This window comes from Mesorhizobium sp. M0060 (assembly GCF_040323155.1).
In the GTDB taxonomy this organism is placed as follows: Bacteria; Pseudomonadota; Alphaproteobacteria; order Rhizobiales; family Rhizobiaceae; genus Mesorhizobium.
On the sequence record NZ_JAMYUP010000028.1, the window covers coordinates 31510 to 52685 of the forward strand.

Here is a 21176-nt window from a genome sequence, read left to right on the forward strand (position 1 = left end):
ATGAAGCTGGAGATAAATCCTCAACGTCTCCTCGCGGAGCTGCGAGAACTCGCGAGCTTCGGCGCCTATCGCACCGGCGTCCATCGCCCGACATTCTCGCCGCAGGATATGGCAGCCCGTCGCTGGATCATGGGCCGAATGAAGGCGGCCGGCCTCGATCCCCAAATGGATGGCACCGGGAACATTCTGGGCACGGCGGCAGGGCAGCGCCGCAGGCTGCTGGTCGGTTCGCATTCGGACTCTCAGAATTACGCCGGCTGGCTCGATGGTGCGATGGGCGTGGTCTATGCTATTGAAATTGCACGCGCCGTTGCAGAAAGCGGCCGATCCGACATCGCGGTGGAACCGGTGGACTGGGCCGACGAAGAAGCGCATTTCGCGAGCTTCCTCGGCAGCCGTTCGGCAATTGGAGAGGTTTCGGAGGAGGAGATCGATACGGCCCGCTGCGCTACGACCGGAAAGCCGCTGCGCCAAGCACTGACGGACGCCGGCCTTGGCGGACGCGAGCGGCTCAGGATCGAACCGGGGAGATATCTCGGCTATCTGGAAGCGCATATCGAGCAAGGCGATTATCTCGACGCCCACGGTCTCGCCGTTGGCGTCGTCACCACCATCGTTGGCATATGGCAATATCGGCTCACTTTCCGCGGCCAGCGCAATCATGCGGGTACGACGCGGATGGCGGTCCGCAAGGATGCCGGTGCGGCCCTGGTGGCGTTGATCCATCGCGTCGAGGAACGCTTTCGCGTGCTGGCCGGTGAGCGCACGGTGTGGACAGTCGGCAAAATGCGGCTCGAGCCCGGCCAAGTCAGCATCATTCCCGATCTCGCCGAGATGATGCTGCAATTGCGCGACGCCGATCCGGAGGTGCTTCGGCGCATGGATGTGGCGCTGCGCGACCTCGTGGACGAAACCAACGCCGCGGGCCCGTGCTCGGCCGATATGGAATTGGTGAGCCGCTCGGCTCCGCATGCCATGAGCGCCGCATTCAAGGAGGCTCTGGAAAGCGCGGCCGACGAGGTTGCGCCGGGCCGCGCCATCCGGATGCCAAGCGGCGCCGGCCACGACGCCCAGATCCTCGCGCAGGTGATGCCGGCCGGCATGCTGTTCGTGCCTTCCATCGGCGGGATCAGCCATCACTGGGACGAGAACACCCGGGACGAGGATCTCGTGCTCGGGTGCCGCGCGCTTGCAAGCGCCTGCGCCAGGCTTTTGACGAAAGCAGCATCATGACAATGTTCGCGACCTGGATCGTGCAAATGCTTGCCGCCAACGGCGTGGACACCGTGTTCGGAATTCCAGGCGTACATACGGTAGAGCTGTATAGAGGTCTCGCCGGGAGCAGCATACGACACGTGACCGCCCGACACGAGCAAGGCGCGGGTTTCATGGCCGACGGCTATGCGCGAGTAAGCGGTCGCCCCGGCGTCTGCTTCATCATCACCGGCCCCGGGCTGACCAACATCGCGACGGCCATGGGGCAGGCCTATGGCGATTCCATCCCGATGCTGGTGATCTCGACGGTCAACCCGGCTGGATCGATGGGGTCGGGCGCAGGCCATCTGCATGAATTGCCGGATCAGCGGCAGCTCATGACGCAGGTTTCTGCGTTCAGCCACACCGTACTGACCATCGACGAATTCCCCACGGTACTGGCCCGTGCCTTCGCGATATTTGCATCGGCTCGCCCGCGGCCGGTTCATATCGAGATCCCGGTCGACCTGCTGTCGGTCGACGCCTCGCGCCTGGGCCCGGCGCGCACACTGCCTGTACCGGATCGCCCGGCGGCCGCCGAGTCCGGTCTGGCGGCGGCAGCGAAGGAGTGCGCGCAGGCCTCGCGGCCATTGATCATTGTAGGCGGCGGCGCGACAGCAGCCGCCGATGCCATCTTGACGTTGGCGGAACGTCTCGATGCGCCCGTGCTGATGACGACCAACGCGCGCGGCATCCTGGCTCAGGATCATCCGCTGGCGCTGCCGATCTGGCCGGGAGGTGACGTCGGCGCATCGGTGATGGCCGCGGCCGATCTGATCCTCGCCATCGGCACTGAACTCGGGCCGACCGATTTCGAGGACCGCCTGGCCAATCACCGTGAGCTGACCGGTCGTCTAGTGCGTTGCGACATCGATCCCGAACAGACAGTGCGGGGACGCTTGCCCGACCTTGCGGTGGTTGCCGACGCCCGCGATTTTGCCGAGCGCCTGGCGGAACGCATCGAGGGGCGGAAAGCCGGAGACGGCGCGCTTCGAACGGCAAGGGCACGGGCGGCCGTCAGCAACAGCCTGCTGCGAAAGCAGCGCGCTTGCCTCAATTTGCTGGACCTGTTGCGCGATAGCGCGACCAATGCGGTGATTGTGGGAGACTCCACCCAGCCGGCCTATGCGGGCTGCCTCGCCTTCGGTGCATCCGCTCCATCACAATTCTTTTCCTCCGCGACCGGCTATGGCACGCTGGGCTATGCTCTTCCGGCCGCAGTCGGCGCGCGGCTCGGTCGACAGACGGACGGACCGGTGTTTGCGCTGGTAGGCGACGGCGGCCTCCAGTTTTCCCTCGCGGAAATGGGGACGGCCGTCGAGGCTCAAGCCGACATCGTCATGGTCCTCTGGAACAATCGGGGTTACGGAGAGATCAAATCCTACATGGAAGGCGCGGCGATCACGCCGCTCGGCGTGGATATCCACACCCCCGACTTTCGTTTGCTCGCCGGGGGTTACGGTTGGGCGCATATGACAGCCGATGATCCTGCGGCGCTGGCGGCAGCTGTGACGGCCGCCCTCGCCTCACGCCGGCCGACAGTGATCGAGATCGATGAAGCAACCTACGTTGCGGCGTTCGACCGCCCCACGCGCCAGATCGACGAAACCGCACAGGCCAGCGGTTGACAGCAGAAGAGCGTTTGGGCATCTTTTCCCTTAAAAGAATACTGTCCTTTATAAAGAACGTGGTTGCTTCGTTGCCCGACCCGTGCAGCGCCATCCAGACTTCGCGCAACACCGAACTTAGGGCTCCAATTTGAATGCCCCTGAAACCTGCTCCTGGAGTGAAGATGACCATCGAAAGACGCCACACCAATCAGCGAATGAGTCAGATCGTCGAGTTTCCCCTCTCGGGGAGAATGGTGGTCCTGGCCGGGCAGGTTTCGTCGAATCCCGATCTCGATCTGGCCGGCCAAACCAGCAATATCCTCGACAGGATCGATGCCTTGCTGAGCGAGGCGGGAACGGACAAATCCGCCATCACTCATGCCTATGTCTGGCTTGCCCACGTCACGGATTTCGACGCCATGAATGCAGTGTGGGATGCCTGGATAGCGCCGGGCCACGCGCCTGCCCGCGCCTGCGTGGAAGCTCGGCTGGCCGATCCGCGGTTGCGCATCGAGATCCAGGTCTTCGCCGTAAAATCCTGATCCGGCGCGTGGCGCCAGCCCGGCACCGAATTCGCTGTGTTTAGCGCCTGTGCTGGTGCGCGGCGATCGGATAGACACGGGCGTTCCCTGCCGTTCAAGAGAATGCCCTGAAAATGTCCGAGCGCCTCATCGCCAGATCCTCCACTCCGCTTCTGGCGGCCGCCGGCATTTCTCTCACCGCATTTTTTCTGATGACCGTGCAGGACGCTCTGGCAGTGGTCAGCCGCGTTCCGGGATGGACCATCCTCATGGTGCGCAGCCTGACGGTCGTCGCGGCGATCATGATCTTCAGCCGCCGAAGCGCCACTTCCGGCGTCCTGCGAAGCCACAGCAAGGCTGAACTCACCTCGCGAAGCATGATCATCCTCGCCGCATGGCTCTGCTTCTACCTCGCTGCCGAGACGCTCGCCTTTGGGCAACTCATCACCCTCTACTTTGTCGCGCCGGTCTTCGTGGCGCTCATGTCGGGACCGTTCCTGCGCGAGCCGCTCGCCCCGGCACAGTGGCTGCCGGTCGGCCTCGGCTTGGCGGGCGTGATGATCGCCAGCGATGTGCCGACGCTGAACGTCACGATCCCGGTTCTGCTGGCGCTTGCGGCCGCGATGCTTTGGAGCGTTTCCCTTGTCATGCTGAGACGCATGGCCGCGAAGGACAGCCCGTTGGTGCAGGTGTTCTACACCAATCTCGTATTCGCCGCCGCGACCCCGCCGATCCTCGCCTGGCTGCCTTACCCGGCGGATGCAAGGGATACATATCTCATGATCCTCTCGGGCGTCCTTGGCGGACTGGGCCAATATGCGCTCTATTCCGCGGCAAAACGCGCGCCAGCGCACCTCGTGGCAACATTGGCATATACGGCGCTGGTTTTCGCCTTCCTGGTCGGCTTCGTCGCATTCTCGGAAGTCCCATCACTGTCCGTGATCCTCGGCGCGGCCATCATCCTTGTCTCGGGCGTGCTGATGGTCGCGCTCGAGCGCCGGCGGGTGGGTTTGCCCGTCGTGAAACTATGATCGGCGTGATATCAAATCAGGATAGGTCGACGCTGCTCTACGAAGAGCAACATCAGTGCTACCAGCTTACGTCGCCGCCGTTCGGCGAAATGCTCTGGCCGACCATGAAGCTCGCCTCGTCCGAAGCAAGGTAGACGTAAGCGGGCGCGATCTCATCGGGTTCGGCAACGCGTCGAATGGGAAGCTGCTCCGTCTTCCACCGCCTCCAATCGGCATCGCTGGCCCGCCATGTCGCGGTATCAGTTGGGCCTGGGCAGACGCAGTTGACGGTTATCCCGTGGGCGGCAACCTCCTGCGCGACGGCGACGCTCAGTCCCACCACCGCGGCTTTGGTGGCGCTGTAGACGGCAGCACCGGCCGCCGGCTTGTGCGCAAGTTGCGAGGCCGTGTTGATGATGCGGCCGTAGCGCTGTTTCAGCATCGGCGGCAGTGCCTGTCGCATGCCGAAGGCGACGCCCCGCAGATTGACGTCGATCAGCCTCTGCCAATCCGTCCAGTCCAGCGTGAGGAAATCGCCCGCCGGCTGGCCGATGCCGGCATTGTTGACCAATATGTCGATGCGGCCGTGGCGGTCGATGGTCTGTCTCACCGCCGCCGACACATCGGCTTCGACAGTCACGTCGCATTGGAGCGAAAAAGCTTCGGCGCCGGTCGCCACGATCGCGGCGACAGCTTCTTCCCTGTGTTGATCCTCACCGCAATCGGCTATCGCGACGCGCGCCCCTTCCTTGCCGAAGGCAAGAGCGACGGCTCGCCCAATTCCGATGCCGGCCCCGATGACCAGGGCGCTGCGACCGCTTAGTCGTTGCATTCACGAGCTCCGCAATAATGCGCTAGGTGAGAGATTCTTCACGTCCGCGCACGAGTTGCGACAGGGCCACGGCGATAACCAGGGCGCCGCCGTAGAAGAGATCCTGAACGAAGGTATCGATCCCGAGGATTGAAAGTCCGGTGATGCCGGTGACGAGAAGATAGACGGCGATCACCGATCCCATCGGGTTGAAGCGCCCGGGGGAAATCGAGGTCGCGCCCAGATAGGCCGCGGCGAAAGCCGGCAACATCAGCTGCGTACCGGAATTGGGATCAGCCGAGCCGGAGGTTCCGGCATAAAGCACACCAGCTATGGCGGCGAAGACACCGGAAGCGAGAAAGCAGATCAGGCGCATACGCGTGACGGGGATGCCGGACAGGCGAGCCACGTCCCTACCGCGACCGACGAAGAGCGCCTTGCGGCCCAGGGAAGTGAACTCGAAGACGTAAAGCAGGAGCAGCGCGAGGGCGAGCGCGTAATAAAACGCCAGGGGAATGCCCAGAAAGCGGGTCAGGATGACGGCGTTGACAAGGCTCCAGTCGATGCCGCCAATCGTGCGCGAGTTGCTGATCCACAAGGTGATCCCATGCAGGAACGTGCCGGTTCCAAGGGTCACGATCAGCGAATGGATGCGGAAATACAGCGTGAAGAACGCATTGAGCAGGCCGGTGAGCAAACCGGCGGCCAATGCGACCGCGATCGCCCAGCCGATCGGCCAGCCGTGGCCGACATTGAGGACGGCAATCACCATCGACGAGAGCGTCAGGACCTGCGCGACGGAAAGATCGATGTCCCCCGCCGTCAAGGGAATGATCAGGCCAAGGGTCAGGATCACCAGAACGGCCTGCGAGCCGAATATCGTCGAGAAGTTCGGCCAGGTCAGGAACGCATCCGGGGAAATGATGCCGAAGATAGCGATGATGACAAGCCAGGCGATGAGCAGAGCGAACCGCTCCAGCTCCGTCAGAAAACCGCGGCGCCAATTGCGCTGGACCCCGCTCATATTCGATTTGCTGGTGGCGGCTGGGGTTGCTTCTGTCATGGGGAATTCTCTTTGAGAAGGACAGGTTCGCCTGCGAGGACACCGCTCAGGCTGTCGAGACACCGCTCGGTAATCGCGGCCTTGGTCACTTCGCGACCCGACAGGCTCGTCGCGACGCGGCCGTGACTGAAGATGAGCACGCGGTCACAGATCATCTCCAGCTGTTCATGATCGGAACTGGCGCAGATGATGGCGGCGCCGCGTTCGGCAGCAGCACGAATGAAGCCATAGACCTGATGGCGCGCTCCGACGTCGACGCCTTGCGTCGGCTCGTCCAGCAGGATCACGCGCGGCTCGGTCTGAAGCCATTTGGCGAGCACGACCTTCTGTTGGTTGCCGCCCGAGAGATCACGTATCAACCGGCTCGGATCAGGCGGGCGAACATCGAAATTCCGCACAAGATCGGCGGCGTGGCGAACGATCTTGCGCGCCGTCACGAAATAAGCCGGCAGGGACCGGCCGAATGCCGGCACCGCCAGATTTTCAGCCACGGTCAAGCCTTCGACGATGGCGGCTCGTTGCCGGTCGGCTGGAACCAGCACCATGCCGTGGCCTATGGCCCGAGCGGGCGTCATCGCCGCCAGCGGCAAGGCAAGATCGCCAAGCCGCAGATCGCCTGCCGTCGCAGGCATGGCACCAAAGAGGTGGTATGGGATCCTGTCGTAGCCAGAGCCTATGAGGCCGGTCAGGCCAAGCACTTCGCCTGCCCCGACAGCGATATCCAAAGGCGGCAGGCTTTCGCTGGCAAGGCCCTTCACGACAAGCGCCTCGGCGCCGCCTCGATACACCGGGGACAGACGCTCCATCGCCAGATCGCGGCCGACGATCGCGGCGATGAATTCGGCTTTCGAGGCCTGCGCGGTGGTGAGGCTCGCCGCGATGCTGCCATTGCGCAGCACCGTGGCGCGGTCGGTCAGTTCCTTGACCTCGTCGACGTCGTGCGAAACGAAGATGACGCTCGTGCCTCGCTGCGCCAACGTTCTTATCAATGAAAATAGATGATCGACATCGTCGCGCGACAGGAATGGCGTGGGTTCGTCAAGGATCAGCAATCCACCGTCGCGGCCGGATGTTTCTGCGATTTCCTGGAACGCGCGCACGATCGCAACGAGGGCACGCTCGACGGGCGCGAGGTTGGCGACGGGCATTTCGGGGTCGATGGCGAGACCATAGTCGGCGAAAATCTTTCGAGCCTCGCGATGCGCCTGCCGCCACCGGATCATCGGATTGGCTGTGCGGACCAGACGTCGCGCCAGCAGGTTTTCCGTGACCGAGAGCGACGGCACCAGACCGAGCGCCTGGTGGACGACTGATATGCCGTACCGGTTGAACTCGCCGGGAGGCAGCGGCAGCGGCAGTTCGCGTCCGCCAAGCGTCACGCGGCCGCCGTCCGGCGCGTAGACGCCGGAAAGCATTTTGATCAGTGTGGACTTGCCCGATCCGTTATGGCCGAGCAGACCGTGGATCTCTCCATGGTTCACGGTCAGCGTGACGTCGTTCACGACCTTGGCGCCACCGAAGGACTTGGTCAGCCCCTCGATGACCAGATTGGCGACGCTTGCGTCAGTCGCCATCCGCGACATCATTCCAGGCCCCAGAGCTTGCGGTAGCCGGCGACATAGGCGTCGCCGTAACCGGTGGAGATCTGGGGAGGCGTGCCGGCCGTGCTGGCGTTCGATGCATCGAATATATAGAGCGGCACCTTCGGATCCTTCACCGACGGCAAGCCGCAAAGCATCCTCATCTCGGCGTCGACGATCGCATGCGCCACCCAGTCGATGCTTTCGCCGATATCCATCTCGACGCTGCCTTGCTGAACAAGCTGCAGCACATAGGGGCTGCCGTTGAAAGTCGCAATTTTGACCCGGTCCGCGGACTGGGTGAGTTCGACGGCAGGAACCACGAACTGCGCCATGCCATCATAGATCGGCAGGATGTAGTTTATCGAGGAATCGCGCAGCAGCGCCGCCTGCACCGTCGACTGCATGCGGGTTGCCCAGTCGGTGACCGGCACGTTGAGGTACTGGACCTTGCATTCCTCGCACTTGTCCATGATCTCCTTGATGCCGTTCTTGAGCGAATTGGCGGAGAAGGAATCCTCGGCGACGATGGCGAGCACATTCGCCTTGCCCTTGGTCTTGAGAACCGCCCATTGGGCCATCAGGCGCCCAGCCTGAGTGTAATCGATCTGTACGTTCTGGAAGGGCGCCGGGGCGGGAGTGTCGAAGCCGGACGCATGCGCGGCCACGATCTTGACCCCCGCCTGATCCGCCTGCGTTGCCTGCGGAACGAGAACGCGCGGGTCCGACATCAGCACATCGACAAGATCGTAGCGCTGCGTGATCGCCTGGTTGATACCCTGGATCCATTGCGAGGGCTGGCCCTGCGTCTGGTAGTGGTCGTACTGAAAACCGATCTCCTTTGCGATCTCCGTCATGCGGTTCGCCACCGCGCCGGTGAACTCGACCGCGCTTGAGAAGGGTACGACCATCGCCTTCTTGCCGCTCATGCAGGCCTTGGCATCGAACGCCTCGCCGGGCGCAGCGAAGACCGGCAATTTCTGATGCTCGGTGATGCTGGCCTGAATGGCGTCCAGGTCGGTTGCCGCGGCTGGGGCGATCGCTGCAAGGCCGAAAGCGGTTGTGAGGCCGGCAAGGCCGGCAATGTATTTGATCATGGTATGCATCCCTCTCTGGATGATCCGCCTTCGGCGGATTTGTTGTGATTGCGAGCCTGCTCAATACCAAAGGCCCGGATTCTGCCCGTCAGCGGTTGAGCAGTTCGCAGTTTCTTGCGCAGGTTAGGATCGTGACGCCGGACATTTCACGCAACCGAATTGATTTGAAGCGGAATCTTCATGTTTTCTGATGTGAGCCACTCAGCATAGGAACGAATGCCGCTCGCCAGATCGATGGCGGGCCGCCAGCCCAGATCGCGCGCCGCCGCATCGAGCTCGTAAGGACCTTGCGGATCCGAAAGCGGGTCCTCGGCGGCGCCAACGGCAATCGGTGGGCCGGACACGATCTCCCGGACGAGATCGGCAAGCGCGCTCAGCACAATGCCCTGATCGGCTGCGATCGTGTAGGCAGGCGCGCCCAAGGACGGTGCATGAACGGCGGCGCTCAACGCGGCGGCAACGTCGTCGACATGAACATAATGGTAGCGCTGGCCGCGGCCGAAAGGCAGCGTCAACGGCTCCTTTTTCAGCCCGGCCAGGATCATGTCACGGATGGCGCATGCCGTTGGACGCCCAGGGCCGTAGACCGCCGCGATACGCATGCTGACGCCAGAAATATCGTATTGCCGACAGTAGGCCTCGAGGAGCGCTTCGCCCGCGATCTTGCTGGCCGCATAGACCGAGGACGGATGCAGGGCACGCTCCTCGCTCACGGGAAGATCCGTGGGTGTACGGCCGTAGACACTTGCCGAGGACGCGAAGACGAAACGCGGAACCGATCGTTTCCGGGCAAATTCCAGCAGATTCGCAGTGCTTAGGATATTCGTCCAGGCGACCAGGTCGGGCTCGTCGCGGTAGAGCGAAGGGCCTGAGATGGCGCCGCAGTGGATGATCGCGGCGAAGTCGTGCGACGACGCCACGCTCCACAAACGCTGCCGATCGCAAAGATCGCAGGCGACGACCTTCCTATCCGGATCCGGTGACATATCGAGACCGACAACCTCGCAGCCGCTCAGCGCCAGAACCTCTGCCGTTCTGGAGCCGACAAACCCGCCGGCGCCGGTTATCAGGACCGCGCGAGCCATTGCCGTTACCGGAGCCGCGGCGGGTGCGTGGCCCGCCAATGTTCGGCGATGTCGATGCGCCTCGTTACCCAGACGTCGTCGGCGGCCGCAACGTGGTCGAGGAAACGCTCCAGGTCTGCGGCCCGACCGGGCCGCCCGACGATACGTGTGTGGAGGCCGATGCTCATCATCCTTGGCGCGACCTGCGCCTCCCGCCGCAAGAAATCGAAAGCCTGGATCAGGTAGGCGGAAAAGCTCGGCGACTGATAGCCGTAGGTGTTGACATAACGTCCGTCATTGTTGTCGAGGGTATAAGGGACGACGAGATGGTCCTGGCCGCCGACGTCGACCCAATAAGGCAGGTCGTCGGAAAATGAATCGGCGTCGTAGACGAAACCGCCGGATTGGACGATCAATTTGCGCGTGTTGATGCTCATGCGGCCCGTGTACCAGCCCGTCGGCCGCGAGCCCGTGACTTCGGTATGGATGCGGATGGCTTCGGCGACCTGCGCGGCCTCCTGCTCTTCCGGCATCTCCGCGTATTGGATCCAGCGCAAGCCGTGCGAAGCGATTTCGAAATTCGCCTCTTTCATTGCAGCGACCGCTTCAGGATTTTTTTGCAGCGAAGTTGCGATGCCGAAGATGGTCACGGGCAGCTTGCGCTCGGTGAAGAGCCGGTACAGGCGCCACCAGCCGACACGGCTGCCATATTCGTACTGGGATTCGACATTGATGTTGCGGATATTGGCGAAGGCGACAGTGGGCTCCTCTGTGAGAAAAGCCTCGCTCTGGCGATCGCCGTGCAGGATCGAATGCTCGCCTCCCTCCTCGTAATTGATGACGAATTGCACCGCGAGCATCTTGCCGCCGGGCCACTTCGGGTCCGGCGGATTGCGGCCATAGCCGGCCAGGTCGCGCGGGTAGGTCACGGGGCTAGCTCCTCTTCAATAGGCAAGCGCGTGCAGGCTGGCGGCAAGCACGCGAATTCCGGCAACAATATCCTCCAGCGAGGAAAACTCCTCCGGCGTATGGCTGCGTCCGTCCTTGGAGCGGACGAATATCATCGCAACCTTGGCGATGGCGGCCATCTGCTGTGAATCATGACCCGCGCCGCTCGCCATCATAAGGAACGGCACGCCTTGCTCGGCGGCGGCGCGCTGCAAGGTGGCGACGATCCCGGGATCCGAGGGCGAAGGTTCATGGTCGATCATGACCCGCCAGTCGACGTTGAGACCTCTACGGCCGGCAACCTCGCGCATCAGCCCTTCATGCATTTCGTACAGCCGCCTGCGTGCCGCCGCATCGGGATGGCGGGCATCGATCGTGAACGCCACCTTGGCCGGAATAATGCCGGGGAAATTCGGCTCGACCAGCACGCGGCCGACGGTCGTGACGGCCGGCCGGCCCAGGCGATGCGCCGTGTTGATGAGGCCGGAAGCGATTTCGGCGAAGCCAGCCAGTGGATCATGGCGTATGTCCATCGGGAAGGCGCCGGCATGGTTCTGCACCCCGGCGAGTTCGGCGCTGTAATGGCGGATTCCGGTGATCGCATCGACCACGGCGACCGGGAGCCCCGCCTGTTCGAGGATCGGGCCTTGCTCGATGTGAAGTTCGAGGAAACTGTCGATGTCATTGCGCCGCGCCTCGGGAATGCGCTCGGGATCGAGCCCAACCGAGCGCATCGCTTCGGCGATCGTCTCGCCCGAAAAGCCGATCACCCGCTCCGGGTCGCCTGGAGCGATCCTGCCGGCCACTGCCCGAGAGCCCCAATAATTTGCATTCGGAAAGCGGCTCGATTCCTCTTCACAGAAGGCGACCGCTTCCAAGGTGCGCCTCGGCTTCCCGAACTGCTGCTTCAGGGCTTTGACCGCGATCAGGGCCGCCACGGCGCCAAGGGCCCCGTCGTAACGGCCGCCAGGCGTTTGGGAATCGATGTGCGAGCCGGAGACGACCGCCTTGTCAGCGGTCGACCCGCGAAGCCGCCCCCAGACGTTTCCGACGGTATCGCGGTGCACCTCAAGTCCGGCTTCCTGACAACTCCGGGCGTAGTAGTCAGTCGCCCCCACCCACTCGGGAGAATAGACGGTGCGGGAAACACCGCTCTCACCCACGGCACCATAAGAAGCGAGTTCGAAAATAATCTTCTCAACAAACGACGGATCTATCTCGATGACGGTGGCTGAATTGGGCACTGTTCCTCACTTATAGTCGACACTTGAGTTGGTTGGCCGAGCTCCGGGGGCACAACTGTCGCGGCTAGGAATGAATGTCACGCGCGGCATGCCAGGAAAATCGAATTATTCCGGTGGAGACGCATCAGAAAATCTGAAGTAAAAAGAATCGACGTGGAGAGCGGATTTGAACCACCGGCAGATCGAGACCTTCTACTGGGCGGCCCGTCTCGGCAGCTTTGCCCAAGCCGCACTCAGACTGAATGCGACACAGTCGGCGGTTTCGATGCGGATACAGGAGTTGGAAGCGCGTATTGGCGTTCCTCTGTTCGACCGCTCCCAGCGCACGGCTCGGCTGACATCACAGGGCGCATTGTTGATGCCTTATGCCGAAGAGATCCTGCTTGCCTCGGATCGTTTCATCCATGCCGTGACGGAAAAGGAGGAAATCGTCGGATATGTTAAGCTTGGGGTTGCGGAAATTGTGGCTCTTACCTGGCTGCCCACGCTCATACGCTTTGTGCGACAGACTTATCCTCGTCTGCAGCTCGAAGTTGAGGTGAGCTTGTCGCATCTCATCGAGGAGAAGCTCTACGCCGGTACGCTCGACGTCGCGTTTGCAGCCTGCGAAATGCCACAGTCACGCTTCGCTTCAAAGCCGATCGAGATGATCCAATTTGCCTGGATGTGCAGTCCCGAACTGCCAGCCGTCCCCGAGGTGCTGACGCCTCAGGGGTTGAGCGAACTTCCGGTCATTGCAACGTCGCGTGAATGGCAGTTTCGAGGATCGACGCTGATTTGGCTGACCACGAATGATGTCCATTTTCGCAATTTGACGATCTGCAATACGTTTCGCACAGCAGCAAGCCTTGCAATCGCCGGCCTTGGTCTCGCTTACCTTCCCGAGCAATTCTACCGAGGAGAGGTGGAATCTGGGCGCCTGCGGCGCCTTCGTTCCGACCCGGAGCCGTCGCCATTGCAGATCTATGTGGTACGGCCGCTCACTGGCACCACCCCAATTCATCTGTTGCTCGAGAAAGCAGCAGAGGCCGTGCTTGACGACCAGACGAATACCGGCGTGAATTTCGAAACTCCAGCACATTAGCAACCGAAACTCGCTGATCAATCAAATCGCTGGTGTAGGACTGGCGCGAGATGGCGCATTTCGCCGTGGCGGAAGGCCTTGGACGGGCACTCCGTCGCTTGGTTTAAGGTGTGAGATGTAGACTACTTGCAAGGGTCACCAAACGGTGAGTGAGTTCTAACCAAAGAGCATTATCGGCCTCACCAATATTTGGAAAATTTCCCCCTTTGATCCCGTTGATCACCGGCAATGTCGGATCTCATTCAAAGGAAGTCAGGCATCAACGGGCAGCATGAGGCGCAAGGCGAAGTTACAATGCTAGCATGAGCGTCCGCTGTTGGGTTCTGATCTCGGTAGCAGCAATGTCCGACTTTGAGGCGCATTGCTGCCATCCAGCCTGACCATTCTGTGACGAATGCGTCGTTTCGATAGACCACCGCGCGAGGACGCTAGATCGGCCCTTGATCAACGCTCGTAATCGTTATCGTTTGAGCGCTGTGTCTTGCGGTCCTGCTCCTCTGCCTGATGAGCCTTCTGTTTGTTGGCGTCCTTCTGCTTGGCTCTCACCTTCTCCTGCTGGGTGCCTGTGCGCGGCTGCTCTGGCTGGCGGGGATCGTCCCGAGTTGGCAGGTCTAGCCCTCGCGCCTCGCGCTCGGGGATCGGCTCGCCACCGCCACCACCACGACGCTGCTGTTGCCGCTCGAATTGCAGCCGCGCGAGACGGTCATGCATCTTATCGTTCACCTCTTCACGATACTGTTCGAACTGTCCTTGATGCGCCGGCGGCAGCGTCTCGCGCATGTTGTCCAGAGCCTGATTGACGCGGGCCATCTGACGCCGCATTTCCAAGGGGGTTTGCGCCATGTTCAAATCTCCTATCAGTGCATTCAATTCTCTCATACCAGGATGGGACAGGAAAGAGTTCTGCCCCGATTGATCAGCTCCGCGATCCGCGGCAGGACCTGGTTGCCCCTCCCTTGTCCGATCGCGACGGAACTGCAGAAAATTGTTGCCGATCGACTCCGCTGCAGCGAGAGCCTGACCGACTACGCCCGCGGTCCGCATCGTCGTCACAGTCTTTTGCCATGCGGCAGCAATTGCATCGCCGTTCACGACAAGGGATTGCCCATCCAGACGGCGTTGCCGCTTGGCCTCCACTCGCTCGATCGTCCTGGCGCTGACCTGGTAGCGCGGATCGCTCTGGGCGCGGCTGTAGGCTCCGGCATGCTCCTTCGTGAATGGACGCGTCATCGCATGGTCCATGCGCCGCGTCGCCACCATCGCAATGCCGTTCTCGCGTGCTTTTTCCGCAAAGGTCTCGCGCCAGGCTGCGAGATCAGGCTTGTAGAATTTCAGGCGCTCGCCATCGGCTGACCGTGCCTGCACCATCGCATGGATATGGACGTGCTTGGTGTCCTTGTGATGCGCCAAGACGAACTTGTATCCTGGCGCGCGCTCCTCGAGTACAGCGCGCGCCGCAGCCATGACGGCGTTGGCATCGGTGCCAGCTCTTGCCGAGAACAGCAGGTGATAGGCATTGCGGCGCTCACGCCCTGAAAACTGCGGCCGCCATTGCTCATAGACCGAAGCCGCAGCCTTCGTGGAATTCTTCACCCCGGGCACAGGCTCGCCATTTGCGTGGCGGACTTGGCTGTGGGTGCGGATGAACTTCTGCAGGAAATATTTCGCTTTGGGTTCACGGCTCACGGCCGCCGTTACTTCTGCCTTGGCGACCACCCCCGCCGCGCCCATGCCTTCAGACAAGCGCGCCTCGATCTTGTCGAGCGCCTTGCTGCGCGAATTCTCCCGACCGCCGGCCAGGACTCGCGCAAGCGGCCCTGCCCGCTCATCGGTGTGTGCGTAAACCTGCACCGCCTGACCATCCTGTGCGTAGATGAACGGCTTTGCACCGAAGGCCTTTTTCAGCGCCTCGCTCAAGGCGGCATCGGTGACCTGGCCGGCGAGCTCGAAACGAACCTCGATAAAATTGGTATTTTCCAATGGCGGGTCGAATGTCTCGCAAAACGTTTCCAGGAACGCCTTTCGTGCGCCGCCTGTCGCCAGGACCTGCCCGTCCTCGTCGAAAATCTCGATGTCGTGTTTCTCGCCTTTTTCGTCGTCGCGCTTGCCGATGTAATTGAGCAGCCGGGCGGCGGCTTCCCTGGTCGACGGCGGATTGGGCATGACCTTGAACACGGCAGGCTGCGCACCCGCCGCATAGCCTGCCCGTGCCGCCACGGCCCGCGCCTGATAGCCCGCCCTCGCCGCTCGCTCTGTACCGCCAGAGCGGCCAGCACCGCGACCGCCGCCGCCGCCGCGCCGCTTCCAGTCTTCCTCCTCCTCTTCCGGCCGGAAACCGGCGAGCGTGGCGCCATAGACCATGATCGGCGCGCTAGCGGCCTTGGGCGAGCTCGCAGCAGCAGTGGACTTCGGTGCCCTGTTGGACATGGAGCTCCCCGCCAGTCCTGTCCCTTCCGCCGACGAACGAGGGGCGTTCCTGCCGCCACCTAGCGTCGAGCCGGCTTGTCCTTGCCCGAGGCGTCCGCCGCCACCGGTCCGCTCATAACTCTTCATCGCCTGGAATTCACCGGCCTCGCGTCGGGCGCCCGTCACGGACTTGTCGTCGTCCAGGTCCTCACGCTTCACGCCGGACTCGCCTCGAAGATAGCGTTCGATTTCGGCCGCGTAGCCAGCAAGACGACCGCTCATGGCTTGGCCTCCCTCGCCTTGCGGGGATCAACGGTCATCGCCTTCAGTTCCTCGCGAAACTGCCGCACCAGGTTGCCCACGGCGACCAGCGCCTGTTCAAGATCCTCATCGTGGGCAACGCGGCCGTCATTCATGGCGCGCACGGCCTGATTGAAATTGACGCCGACGCGCCGCAGCTGGTCGGTCATGTCCACGATCGCCGGCCGCAACGCCTCTGATGCGATAGGCAGATGCCCGGCCTCTGCCCGCGCGAGACGCCGGACGACCTCGCTGACGGTTACGCGGTCCCGCTCCGAAATGGCTTTGAGGTTAGCCAGCTCGTCAGCCGAAAACCGGATGTGCGTCACCTCGCCATAGCGTCGTGACGCGCTCTTGACCGCTGCTTTCTGGGCGTCTGCATCCATCTCTCAAGCCCGCTTGCGGGCGCTAAGGCCCGCCAGGGCCGCGCCGCCTATTTTGTGTGTATCACAAAATAGGCTATCCTGCCAATAGGAGCCAGCCAATAGGAGCCAGGGGAATGGAAAATACGGGCGCACGTCTTCTCACCCAACGCAGTTGCCCAACGGCGCGGTCCGACAACTGCAACTTCGAAGATGTCTCCATCGCGATTTGCTTTGATGTCTCCATGATGCGTTGAAGACTTGTTTCCATGTTAACATGGAAACATCAGGGCGATCCGCACTCCGGTCAGCCTGCCAGACCCCTTCCTCACTGATAGCAGCTCTGCAATGTCTGCACCCCGAGCGGGGCTTATCGGGGCGCGCCCGGGTTGCCAAACCGGTTCGCCCCGTTGACTATGTCACCATGTTTTGACCGTGATATTATCCATGTGTCCATGATGACTTGTTTCCATGTTAACATGGAAACAAGGAGCCTACGCCGGAAGGAGGCCCCCATGATCATCTCCGCTGCGATCCCCAAGGGCGGCACTGGCAAATCGACGATGCTGCGCACCCTCGCATCCGTCGCGCTGCATCGGGGCTATTCGGTCACTCTTATCGACGGCGACCGGCGGCAGAACATGAACCGCTGGTTCCAGATGCTGTGTGAGGCTGGCAATTGTCCCGACAGGCTCCAGCTGGTGAGCGCGATGACCCCGCAGGAAATCCTTGACGCCGCAGCCATTCACAACGGTGAGCGCTCCGTCGTCTTGATCGATACGGAAGGCACCACAAATGACAACCTCATGGCCGGGCTCTTCGCAGCCGATATTGTCGTCGTGCCGGTCTATTTTGCCCTCGACGATGTGACCGCCGCCATCCAGATCACGGACCACTACATCCCGCTGGCGGTCGAGAGCCGTGGTAGACCGCTGCCTGCGATATTCGTGCTGACCAAGCAGACCATCATCGATGGCAGGGCGCGAGCCCTGACCGAACTGCGCGCCATCATCCAGGCCAACGGCACGCCGATTGCAGAACACGTCCTGCACAATCGCGTTGCCTACCGCGACCTTCAGACCGGGCAAACCCTTTACAGCCCCGCGGTGCCCGATGCGAAGGCGGTTGCCGAGAGCGAAGGGGTCTTCGACGACCTTCTGCAAACCTTCATCGAAGCCACAAGGAACGCGGCATGAGCGAAGAACCCGCACCGAAACCCGGTGACGACAAGAAAGCCCGCATGATGAAGGCGATTTCCACGCAGCCGCCGGCATTGCCGAGCATGTTCATTTCATCCCCGAAAAATGAGGGGCAGAAGCTGGAGCCAAATGCCGGATCGGCCATGCCGCAGACGCTCGAGCCGGCATCGGGTGCAACGCCTGACTTTCGCAAGCTGCTGCGGCAGGGTCAGAAAAAGGATCCCGTCGCCGGAAAGAAGATTCGCGAGGAGGAGATGATCCGCTGCGGTTACTACCTGACGGCTGCGGAGCAGCGCCAGTTCAAGTTACTGGCGATCAGCAACGGGCACAGCATGACCGAACTGCTGCGAAAGGCTGTGCAGGATTATATCCGCATTCATAAGCATAAACTGCCAAAGGAATAATCGGCGGTATGGAGTCGCTGTCGCATGCTGTGACGGGTGATGTTCGTGGCTCTTTGCGACGCGCAAAAAAAGGGCCCGCGACGGAGTTTTCCGTCGCGGGCCCTGAGATGTGTTTGCCTACTCGGGTTGGTTGAGGTGTTTCAGCAGTTCACCGAGGATTCCGGCCCGTTTCGAACGATCGCCGGCTGCCGCTTTGTCCTCGACCAGCTTTGCAGCCATTTCGGGCGGCAGCGGCATGAAGTCGTAGCCGTGCGCAGTCGCGGCGTGGCGAAGATATCCAAGCGTTTCGAACGCGCGATCGTGGGTGCCAAGCCAAAGACGGGGCTCGTCGGTTTCTTCGTGCGGGAACGCTTGCAGGAAGTAGGTGCGAAGCGGTGGATCGTAGCCGATGACAGCGTCTGGATCCGAGCGGACCTGTCCGGGGACGGTGCCAGTGACAGTGATGGTGTAGCGGCTCATTGCAACCTCCTTTGCCGGTGGGGAAGCCGGCCCCTTGCGGGGCCGGCCACCGATGCCTCACTGGGGGTTGTTCCAGAGGATGACCTTCTTGTTTTCCTCGCCACCCGGGGCGGGAGCGAGATTGCCGAAGATGACGCCGATCTCGGGGGCTTCGAGCTTGACCGAGAGGTATTCCTCTCCCGAACGCTGGGAGATGCGGTGCCAGCCGGCTCCGATCTCGAAGCCCGTTCGCTTGTTGACGATCCGGTAGTCGGGTGCGTCCTCGCGCGACTTGTTGGTGTTCGGGATGAGGGTGATCGGGGCATTGACCCGGAGCGTGGCAAAGACGCCTTCCATCGAGCCGTCGGCCTTGGTGGTGAGGTTTGCGATCGTGGTGGCCATGGTAGTTCTCCTTCGGTTGCATCGGGACCATTCCCGATGGCGCCAAAGGAGAGGGCCGTCCTGCTGCGGTCATCTCGGCGAAAATTCTGGAAAATTCTATTTGCCGAAAAATAGCGGGCAGGCCCTTCGCCTGCCCGCAGACAAAAACAGAAATCGAATTTTCCAGAATATTCGCCGAGAGTACCCCCAACGGGGGTTGACCGCACAAAGCAGGCGGTCGTCTACAAAGGCGACATGAAACGGGAATGGCCCCGGATGCGGCAGATGGACAAGAACTCAGGCCGCCATCGCTTGACCGCCGACGCAACGCTGCCGGATCGCAGGAACAGGCTGCAGCCTCTCGGGTCATGTCGCCTGCGTCGTCAATACCTCGAACAGCAGCATGACGCGTGAACCGCCTTGCGCGTTCGGTATGGCGGCACAGCGGTTTCGAGATCGAAGCCGACTGGCAGCGAACTTCACGCCCCCCGGGGGATGATACCGCGCAGCCAGGTTGGATGACCAAGCAAGCCAGGATGTTCGGCACGCTTGCACCCGCTTCAGATGCGAGACGGGTCAAGATGATCATAGTGCACAACGCCCCGTGGCTCTGCGCGTGTGCCGGTTTCGAAAGGGGCCGGCCCATGCCGTTCATAGAAGTGGAGGTGGCGGCGCGGGGCCGGATCAGGCATATCGGAGGTCGGCCCCCCGGGCTGTCGGCGGAACCGCGCGTACATCATCCCGGCAACGCCAGACGCTCGTCCGGCATCATGCGGGCTTCGGCCTGGTGGCGAATGTCGGGACCGGCATGGCGGAGCATGGCGCACCAGTCTTCCACATTGTACGTCATCGCCATGCTGCCCCTGGCCAGATCGTAAATGACGCACGGCTTGTTCGCGATGGCGAGCCGAAGCACGTTGACGGCCGTCCCGGGTGATGCACCGTCCCAGACCATCATCCCAAAGTCGGCGCGCCGCGCCATCTCCCGGTCCTTGGCAGCGTGGAACCAATACCCGTGAGCGCCTTCAGGAGACGGGACATAGTAGGCGGCCCAGTCGCCCAGATTGTTGCGGGGTTCCTTGCCCGCATGGAAGACCCCGACATGTTCGTAGCCGTAGCCAGCGAGCAGGCCCTGCGCCTCGGCATCGGCTCCGGGCGCGTCGCCAATCAGCACGCCGTGCTCGGCAGCAACGATTGCGCCGATGCGAGCGATGGCAGGTTCCGGCAGCTCGAATATCTCGCGTGATCCACCTATGAATATCATCGACATCGTGACTTTCCCTTCTCTCCAGCGTCCCCCGCCCCGCGCCGGCCGCCCTCTCCCTCTGGCCCTGCGCGAGGGAGCGTCACCCGAAGGCCGAGACGGCGAAGCCGGCTCGGGGAACGGCGGGACGCCGCGACGAGAGCCCGGCCGGCCGCAGGCCGGCGCGCCCGGACCCTGCCGCTGCCGGAGGCGTTACGCGCGTGGAGCTAATGGCCTTTGTCGGCCAGCCAGAGGTTCATGTCCTGGATCGAGCGCATGAGCACCGACGGATTGTCTCGCCCAGGAATGAAGCCCCAGCTCTGCCAGTAGCGCTCGGCCTCGGCGTCGATCGCCCTGACAATGACCGCGCGGCCGCCAACAACATCGGCCCCAGCGATACAACGCTGCAGCGCGTCCTTGACCAGTCCGCTGCCGATGCCCTGCCCTGCATAGCGTTGATCGACTGCAAGTTGCCCGATCCGGAGACAGGGGATCGGATCCGGCGGTCATGCGGCGCGGATCGCGCGTGGCGCGCTGTTTGGTTGGATCACACCCTCAGTCCGTAATTGCCGACCACGGCCCCGCCATCGTGAACGACCAGGACGCGGGTGAAGCGGCGGCCTTGGTTGGTTCGCGCAAATCCGGTCAGCCGGGCATTGAGCGCCGGCCTGCCGCAGCCGAACGCGTCGAGCCGGTGCGTGTCATCGAGCAGTTCAACGGCTGAAATCGCCACCTATCGTTCCCACGGCGCTGACCTGCGCAGACGCTCGGCCGCCTTTGGCGATGGAGCCGCGGCAGGCGGCGAGATCGCCTGCATGAACGCGTCATAGGCGTCAGGCGAGAGCCCGATGACGGTCTCGTTCAGGACCGCGGTCTGGGCTTCATGGAGTGCTGCGCGGCGCATGAACTCGGTGCGCGACAGGCCAAGCAGTTCCGCGCCGCGGTCGATGATGGTGAGATCATCGCTACGAAACCGCATCGAAACGGATATCTTCCTATTTGCGGCGGCGGCCATGCTGCGTTCCTTTCCTGAATGGAATACGTCGGCGCAAAGCAGCATGACACCGGATTTGCGTGACGAAGCCATTCCTGTTCCCGTGACCGGCGTAAAGGCATCGGCAACGGCGGACTGGTCCGATCCGAGGTATGCTCCCTGC

General features: G+C 62.4%; 22 protein-coding genes. 7 read left to right on the forward strand and 15 right to left on the reverse strand.

Annotation, left to right across the window (positions count from 1 at the left end; genetic code table 11):
- From NKJ94_RS23395 to NKJ94_RS23410, 4 genes are all read left to right on the forward strand, one after another.
- Positions 1–1233 (forward strand): hydantoinase/carbamoylase family amidase, encoded by a 1233-nt coding sequence (locus tag NKJ94_RS23395; RefSeq protein ID WP_352528267.1) that lies wholly within the window; start codon positions 1–3, stop codon positions 1231–1233.
- A complete protein-coding gene (locus NKJ94_RS23400; protein WP_352528269.1) occupies positions 1230–2882 on the forward strand; it encodes a 5-guanidino-2-oxopentanoate decarboxylase in 1653 nt (550 codons plus the stop codon). The genes NKJ94_RS23395 and NKJ94_RS23400 overlap by 4 nt, the downstream gene beginning before the upstream one ends.
- 164 nt (positions 2883–3046) lie before the next feature.
- On the forward strand, positions 3047–3406 hold the full coding sequence (locus tag NKJ94_RS23405; RefSeq protein ID WP_352528271.1) for a RidA family protein: 360 nt from the start codon (positions 3047–3049) through the stop codon (positions 3404–3406).
- 113 nt (positions 3407–3519) lie between these two features.
- A complete protein-coding gene (locus NKJ94_RS23410) occupies positions 3520–4416 on the forward strand; it encodes a DMT family transporter (RefSeq protein ID WP_352528273.1) in 897 nt (298 codons plus the stop codon).
- 58 nt (positions 4417–4474) lie between these two features.
- Here the strand turns inward: NKJ94_RS23410 and NKJ94_RS23415 are convergent, their stop codons facing one another.
- The 7 genes from NKJ94_RS23415 to NKJ94_RS23445 all read right to left on the reverse strand — a co-directional run bounded on the left by NKJ94_RS23415 (position 4475) and on the right by NKJ94_RS23445 (position 12202).
- A complete protein-coding gene (locus NKJ94_RS23415; RefSeq protein ID WP_352528275.1) occupies positions 4475–5227 on the reverse strand; it encodes an SDR family NAD(P)-dependent oxidoreductase in 753 nt (250 codons plus the stop codon).
- Between the two features lie 22 nt (positions 5228–5249).
- Positions 5250–6269, reverse strand: a complete 1020-nt coding sequence (locus NKJ94_RS23420; RefSeq protein ID WP_352528277.1) for an ABC transporter permease — start codon at positions 6267–6269, stop codon at positions 5250–5252.
- Positions 6266–7843: a sugar ABC transporter ATP-binding protein gene (locus NKJ94_RS23425; RefSeq protein WP_352528279.1), complete on the reverse strand. Its 1578-nt coding sequence runs from the start codon at positions 7841–7843 to the stop codon at positions 6266–6268. Before NKJ94_RS23425 ends, NKJ94_RS23420 begins: the two co-directional genes overlap by 4 nt.
- Before the next feature lie 8 nt (positions 7844–7851).
- A complete protein-coding gene (locus NKJ94_RS23430) occupies positions 7852–8946 on the reverse strand; it encodes a sugar ABC transporter substrate-binding protein (RefSeq protein WP_352528281.1) in 1095 nt (364 codons plus the stop codon).
- Positions 8947–9092: 146 nt separating this feature from the next.
- Positions 9093–10031, reverse strand: a complete 939-nt coding sequence (locus NKJ94_RS23435) for an NAD-dependent epimerase/dehydratase family protein (RefSeq protein WP_352528283.1) — start codon at positions 10029–10031, stop codon at positions 9093–9095.
- Positions 10032–10036: 5 nt separating this feature from the next.
- Positions 10037–10939: an allantoinase PuuE gene (gene puuE, locus NKJ94_RS23440; RefSeq protein WP_352528285.1), complete on the reverse strand. Its 903-nt coding sequence runs from the start codon at positions 10937–10939 to the stop codon at positions 10037–10039.
- Positions 10940–10954: 15 nt separating this feature from the next.
- Positions 10955–12202: a hydantoinase/carbamoylase family amidase gene (locus NKJ94_RS23445; RefSeq protein ID WP_352528287.1), complete on the reverse strand. Its 1248-nt coding sequence runs from the start codon at positions 12200–12202 to the stop codon at positions 10955–10957.
- 166 nt (positions 12203–12368) lie between these two features.
- Here NKJ94_RS23445 and NKJ94_RS23450 point away from each other — a divergent pair, with 166 nt between their 5' ends.
- On the forward strand, positions 12369–13286 hold the full coding sequence (locus NKJ94_RS23450; protein ID WP_352528289.1) for a LysR family transcriptional regulator: 918 nt from the start codon (positions 12369–12371) through the stop codon (positions 13284–13286).
- A 444-nt stretch (positions 13287–13730) separates the two neighbouring features.
- On the opposite strand, the gene NKJ94_RS23455 is transcribed toward NKJ94_RS23450, so the two are convergent.
- The gene (locus NKJ94_RS23455) at positions 13731–15461 is read right to left on the reverse strand and encodes a relaxase/mobilization nuclease domain-containing protein (protein ID WP_352528291.1); all 1731 of its coding nucleotides are present in this window, start codon (positions 15459–15461) and stop codon (positions 13731–13733) included.
- Positions 15462–15970: 509 nt separating this feature from the next.
- Entirely contained in the window at positions 15971–16378 is a 408-nt protein-coding gene (locus NKJ94_RS23460; protein WP_352528293.1) for a hypothetical protein, read from the reverse strand.
- A 491-nt stretch (positions 16379–16869) separates the two neighbouring features.
- Here NKJ94_RS23460 and NKJ94_RS23465 point away from each other — a divergent pair, with 491 nt between their 5' ends.
- Together NKJ94_RS23465 and NKJ94_RS23470 are read left to right on the forward strand one after the other, a co-directional pair.
- Entirely contained in the window at positions 16870–17550 is a 681-nt protein-coding gene (locus NKJ94_RS23465; RefSeq protein ID WP_352528296.1) for a nucleotide-binding protein, read from the forward strand.
- A complete protein-coding gene (locus NKJ94_RS23470) occupies positions 17547–17957 on the forward strand; it encodes a hypothetical protein (RefSeq protein WP_352528298.1) in 411 nt (136 codons plus the stop codon). Before NKJ94_RS23465 ends, NKJ94_RS23470 begins: the two co-directional genes overlap by 4 nt.
- Positions 17958–18074: 117 nt before the next feature.
- On the opposite strand, the gene NKJ94_RS23475 is transcribed toward NKJ94_RS23470, so the two are convergent.
- The 6 genes from NKJ94_RS23475 to NKJ94_RS23500 form a co-directional block, all read right to left on the reverse strand.
- On the reverse strand, positions 18075–18416 hold the full coding sequence (locus NKJ94_RS23475) for a hypothetical protein (protein ID WP_352528300.1): 342 nt from the start codon (positions 18414–18416) through the stop codon (positions 18075–18077).
- Between the two features lie 57 nt (positions 18417–18473).
- Complete coding sequence (locus NKJ94_RS23480) at positions 18474–18797, reverse strand: DUF736 domain-containing protein (RefSeq protein WP_006205585.1); 324 nt, start codon at positions 18795–18797, stop codon at positions 18474–18476.
- A 715-nt stretch (positions 18798–19512) separates the two neighbouring features.
- Positions 19513–20046 (reverse strand): hypothetical protein, encoded by a 534-nt coding sequence (locus NKJ94_RS23485; RefSeq protein WP_352528302.1) that lies wholly within the window; start codon positions 20044–20046, stop codon positions 19513–19515.
- Positions 20047–20246: 200 nt separating this feature from the next.
- Complete coding sequence (locus NKJ94_RS23490) at positions 20247–20513, reverse strand: GNAT family N-acetyltransferase (protein ID WP_352528334.1); 267 nt, start codon at positions 20511–20513, stop codon at positions 20247–20249.
- A gap of 53 nt (positions 20514–20566) precedes the next feature.
- A complete protein-coding gene (locus tag NKJ94_RS23495; protein ID WP_352528304.1) occupies positions 20567–20752 on the reverse strand; it encodes a hypothetical protein in 186 nt (61 codons plus the stop codon).
- Positions 20753–21034, reverse strand: a complete 282-nt coding sequence (locus NKJ94_RS23500) for a type II toxin-antitoxin system TacA family antitoxin (RefSeq protein ID WP_352528306.1) — start codon at positions 21032–21034, stop codon at positions 20753–20755.
- Positions 21035–21176: the final 142 nt, after the last annotated feature.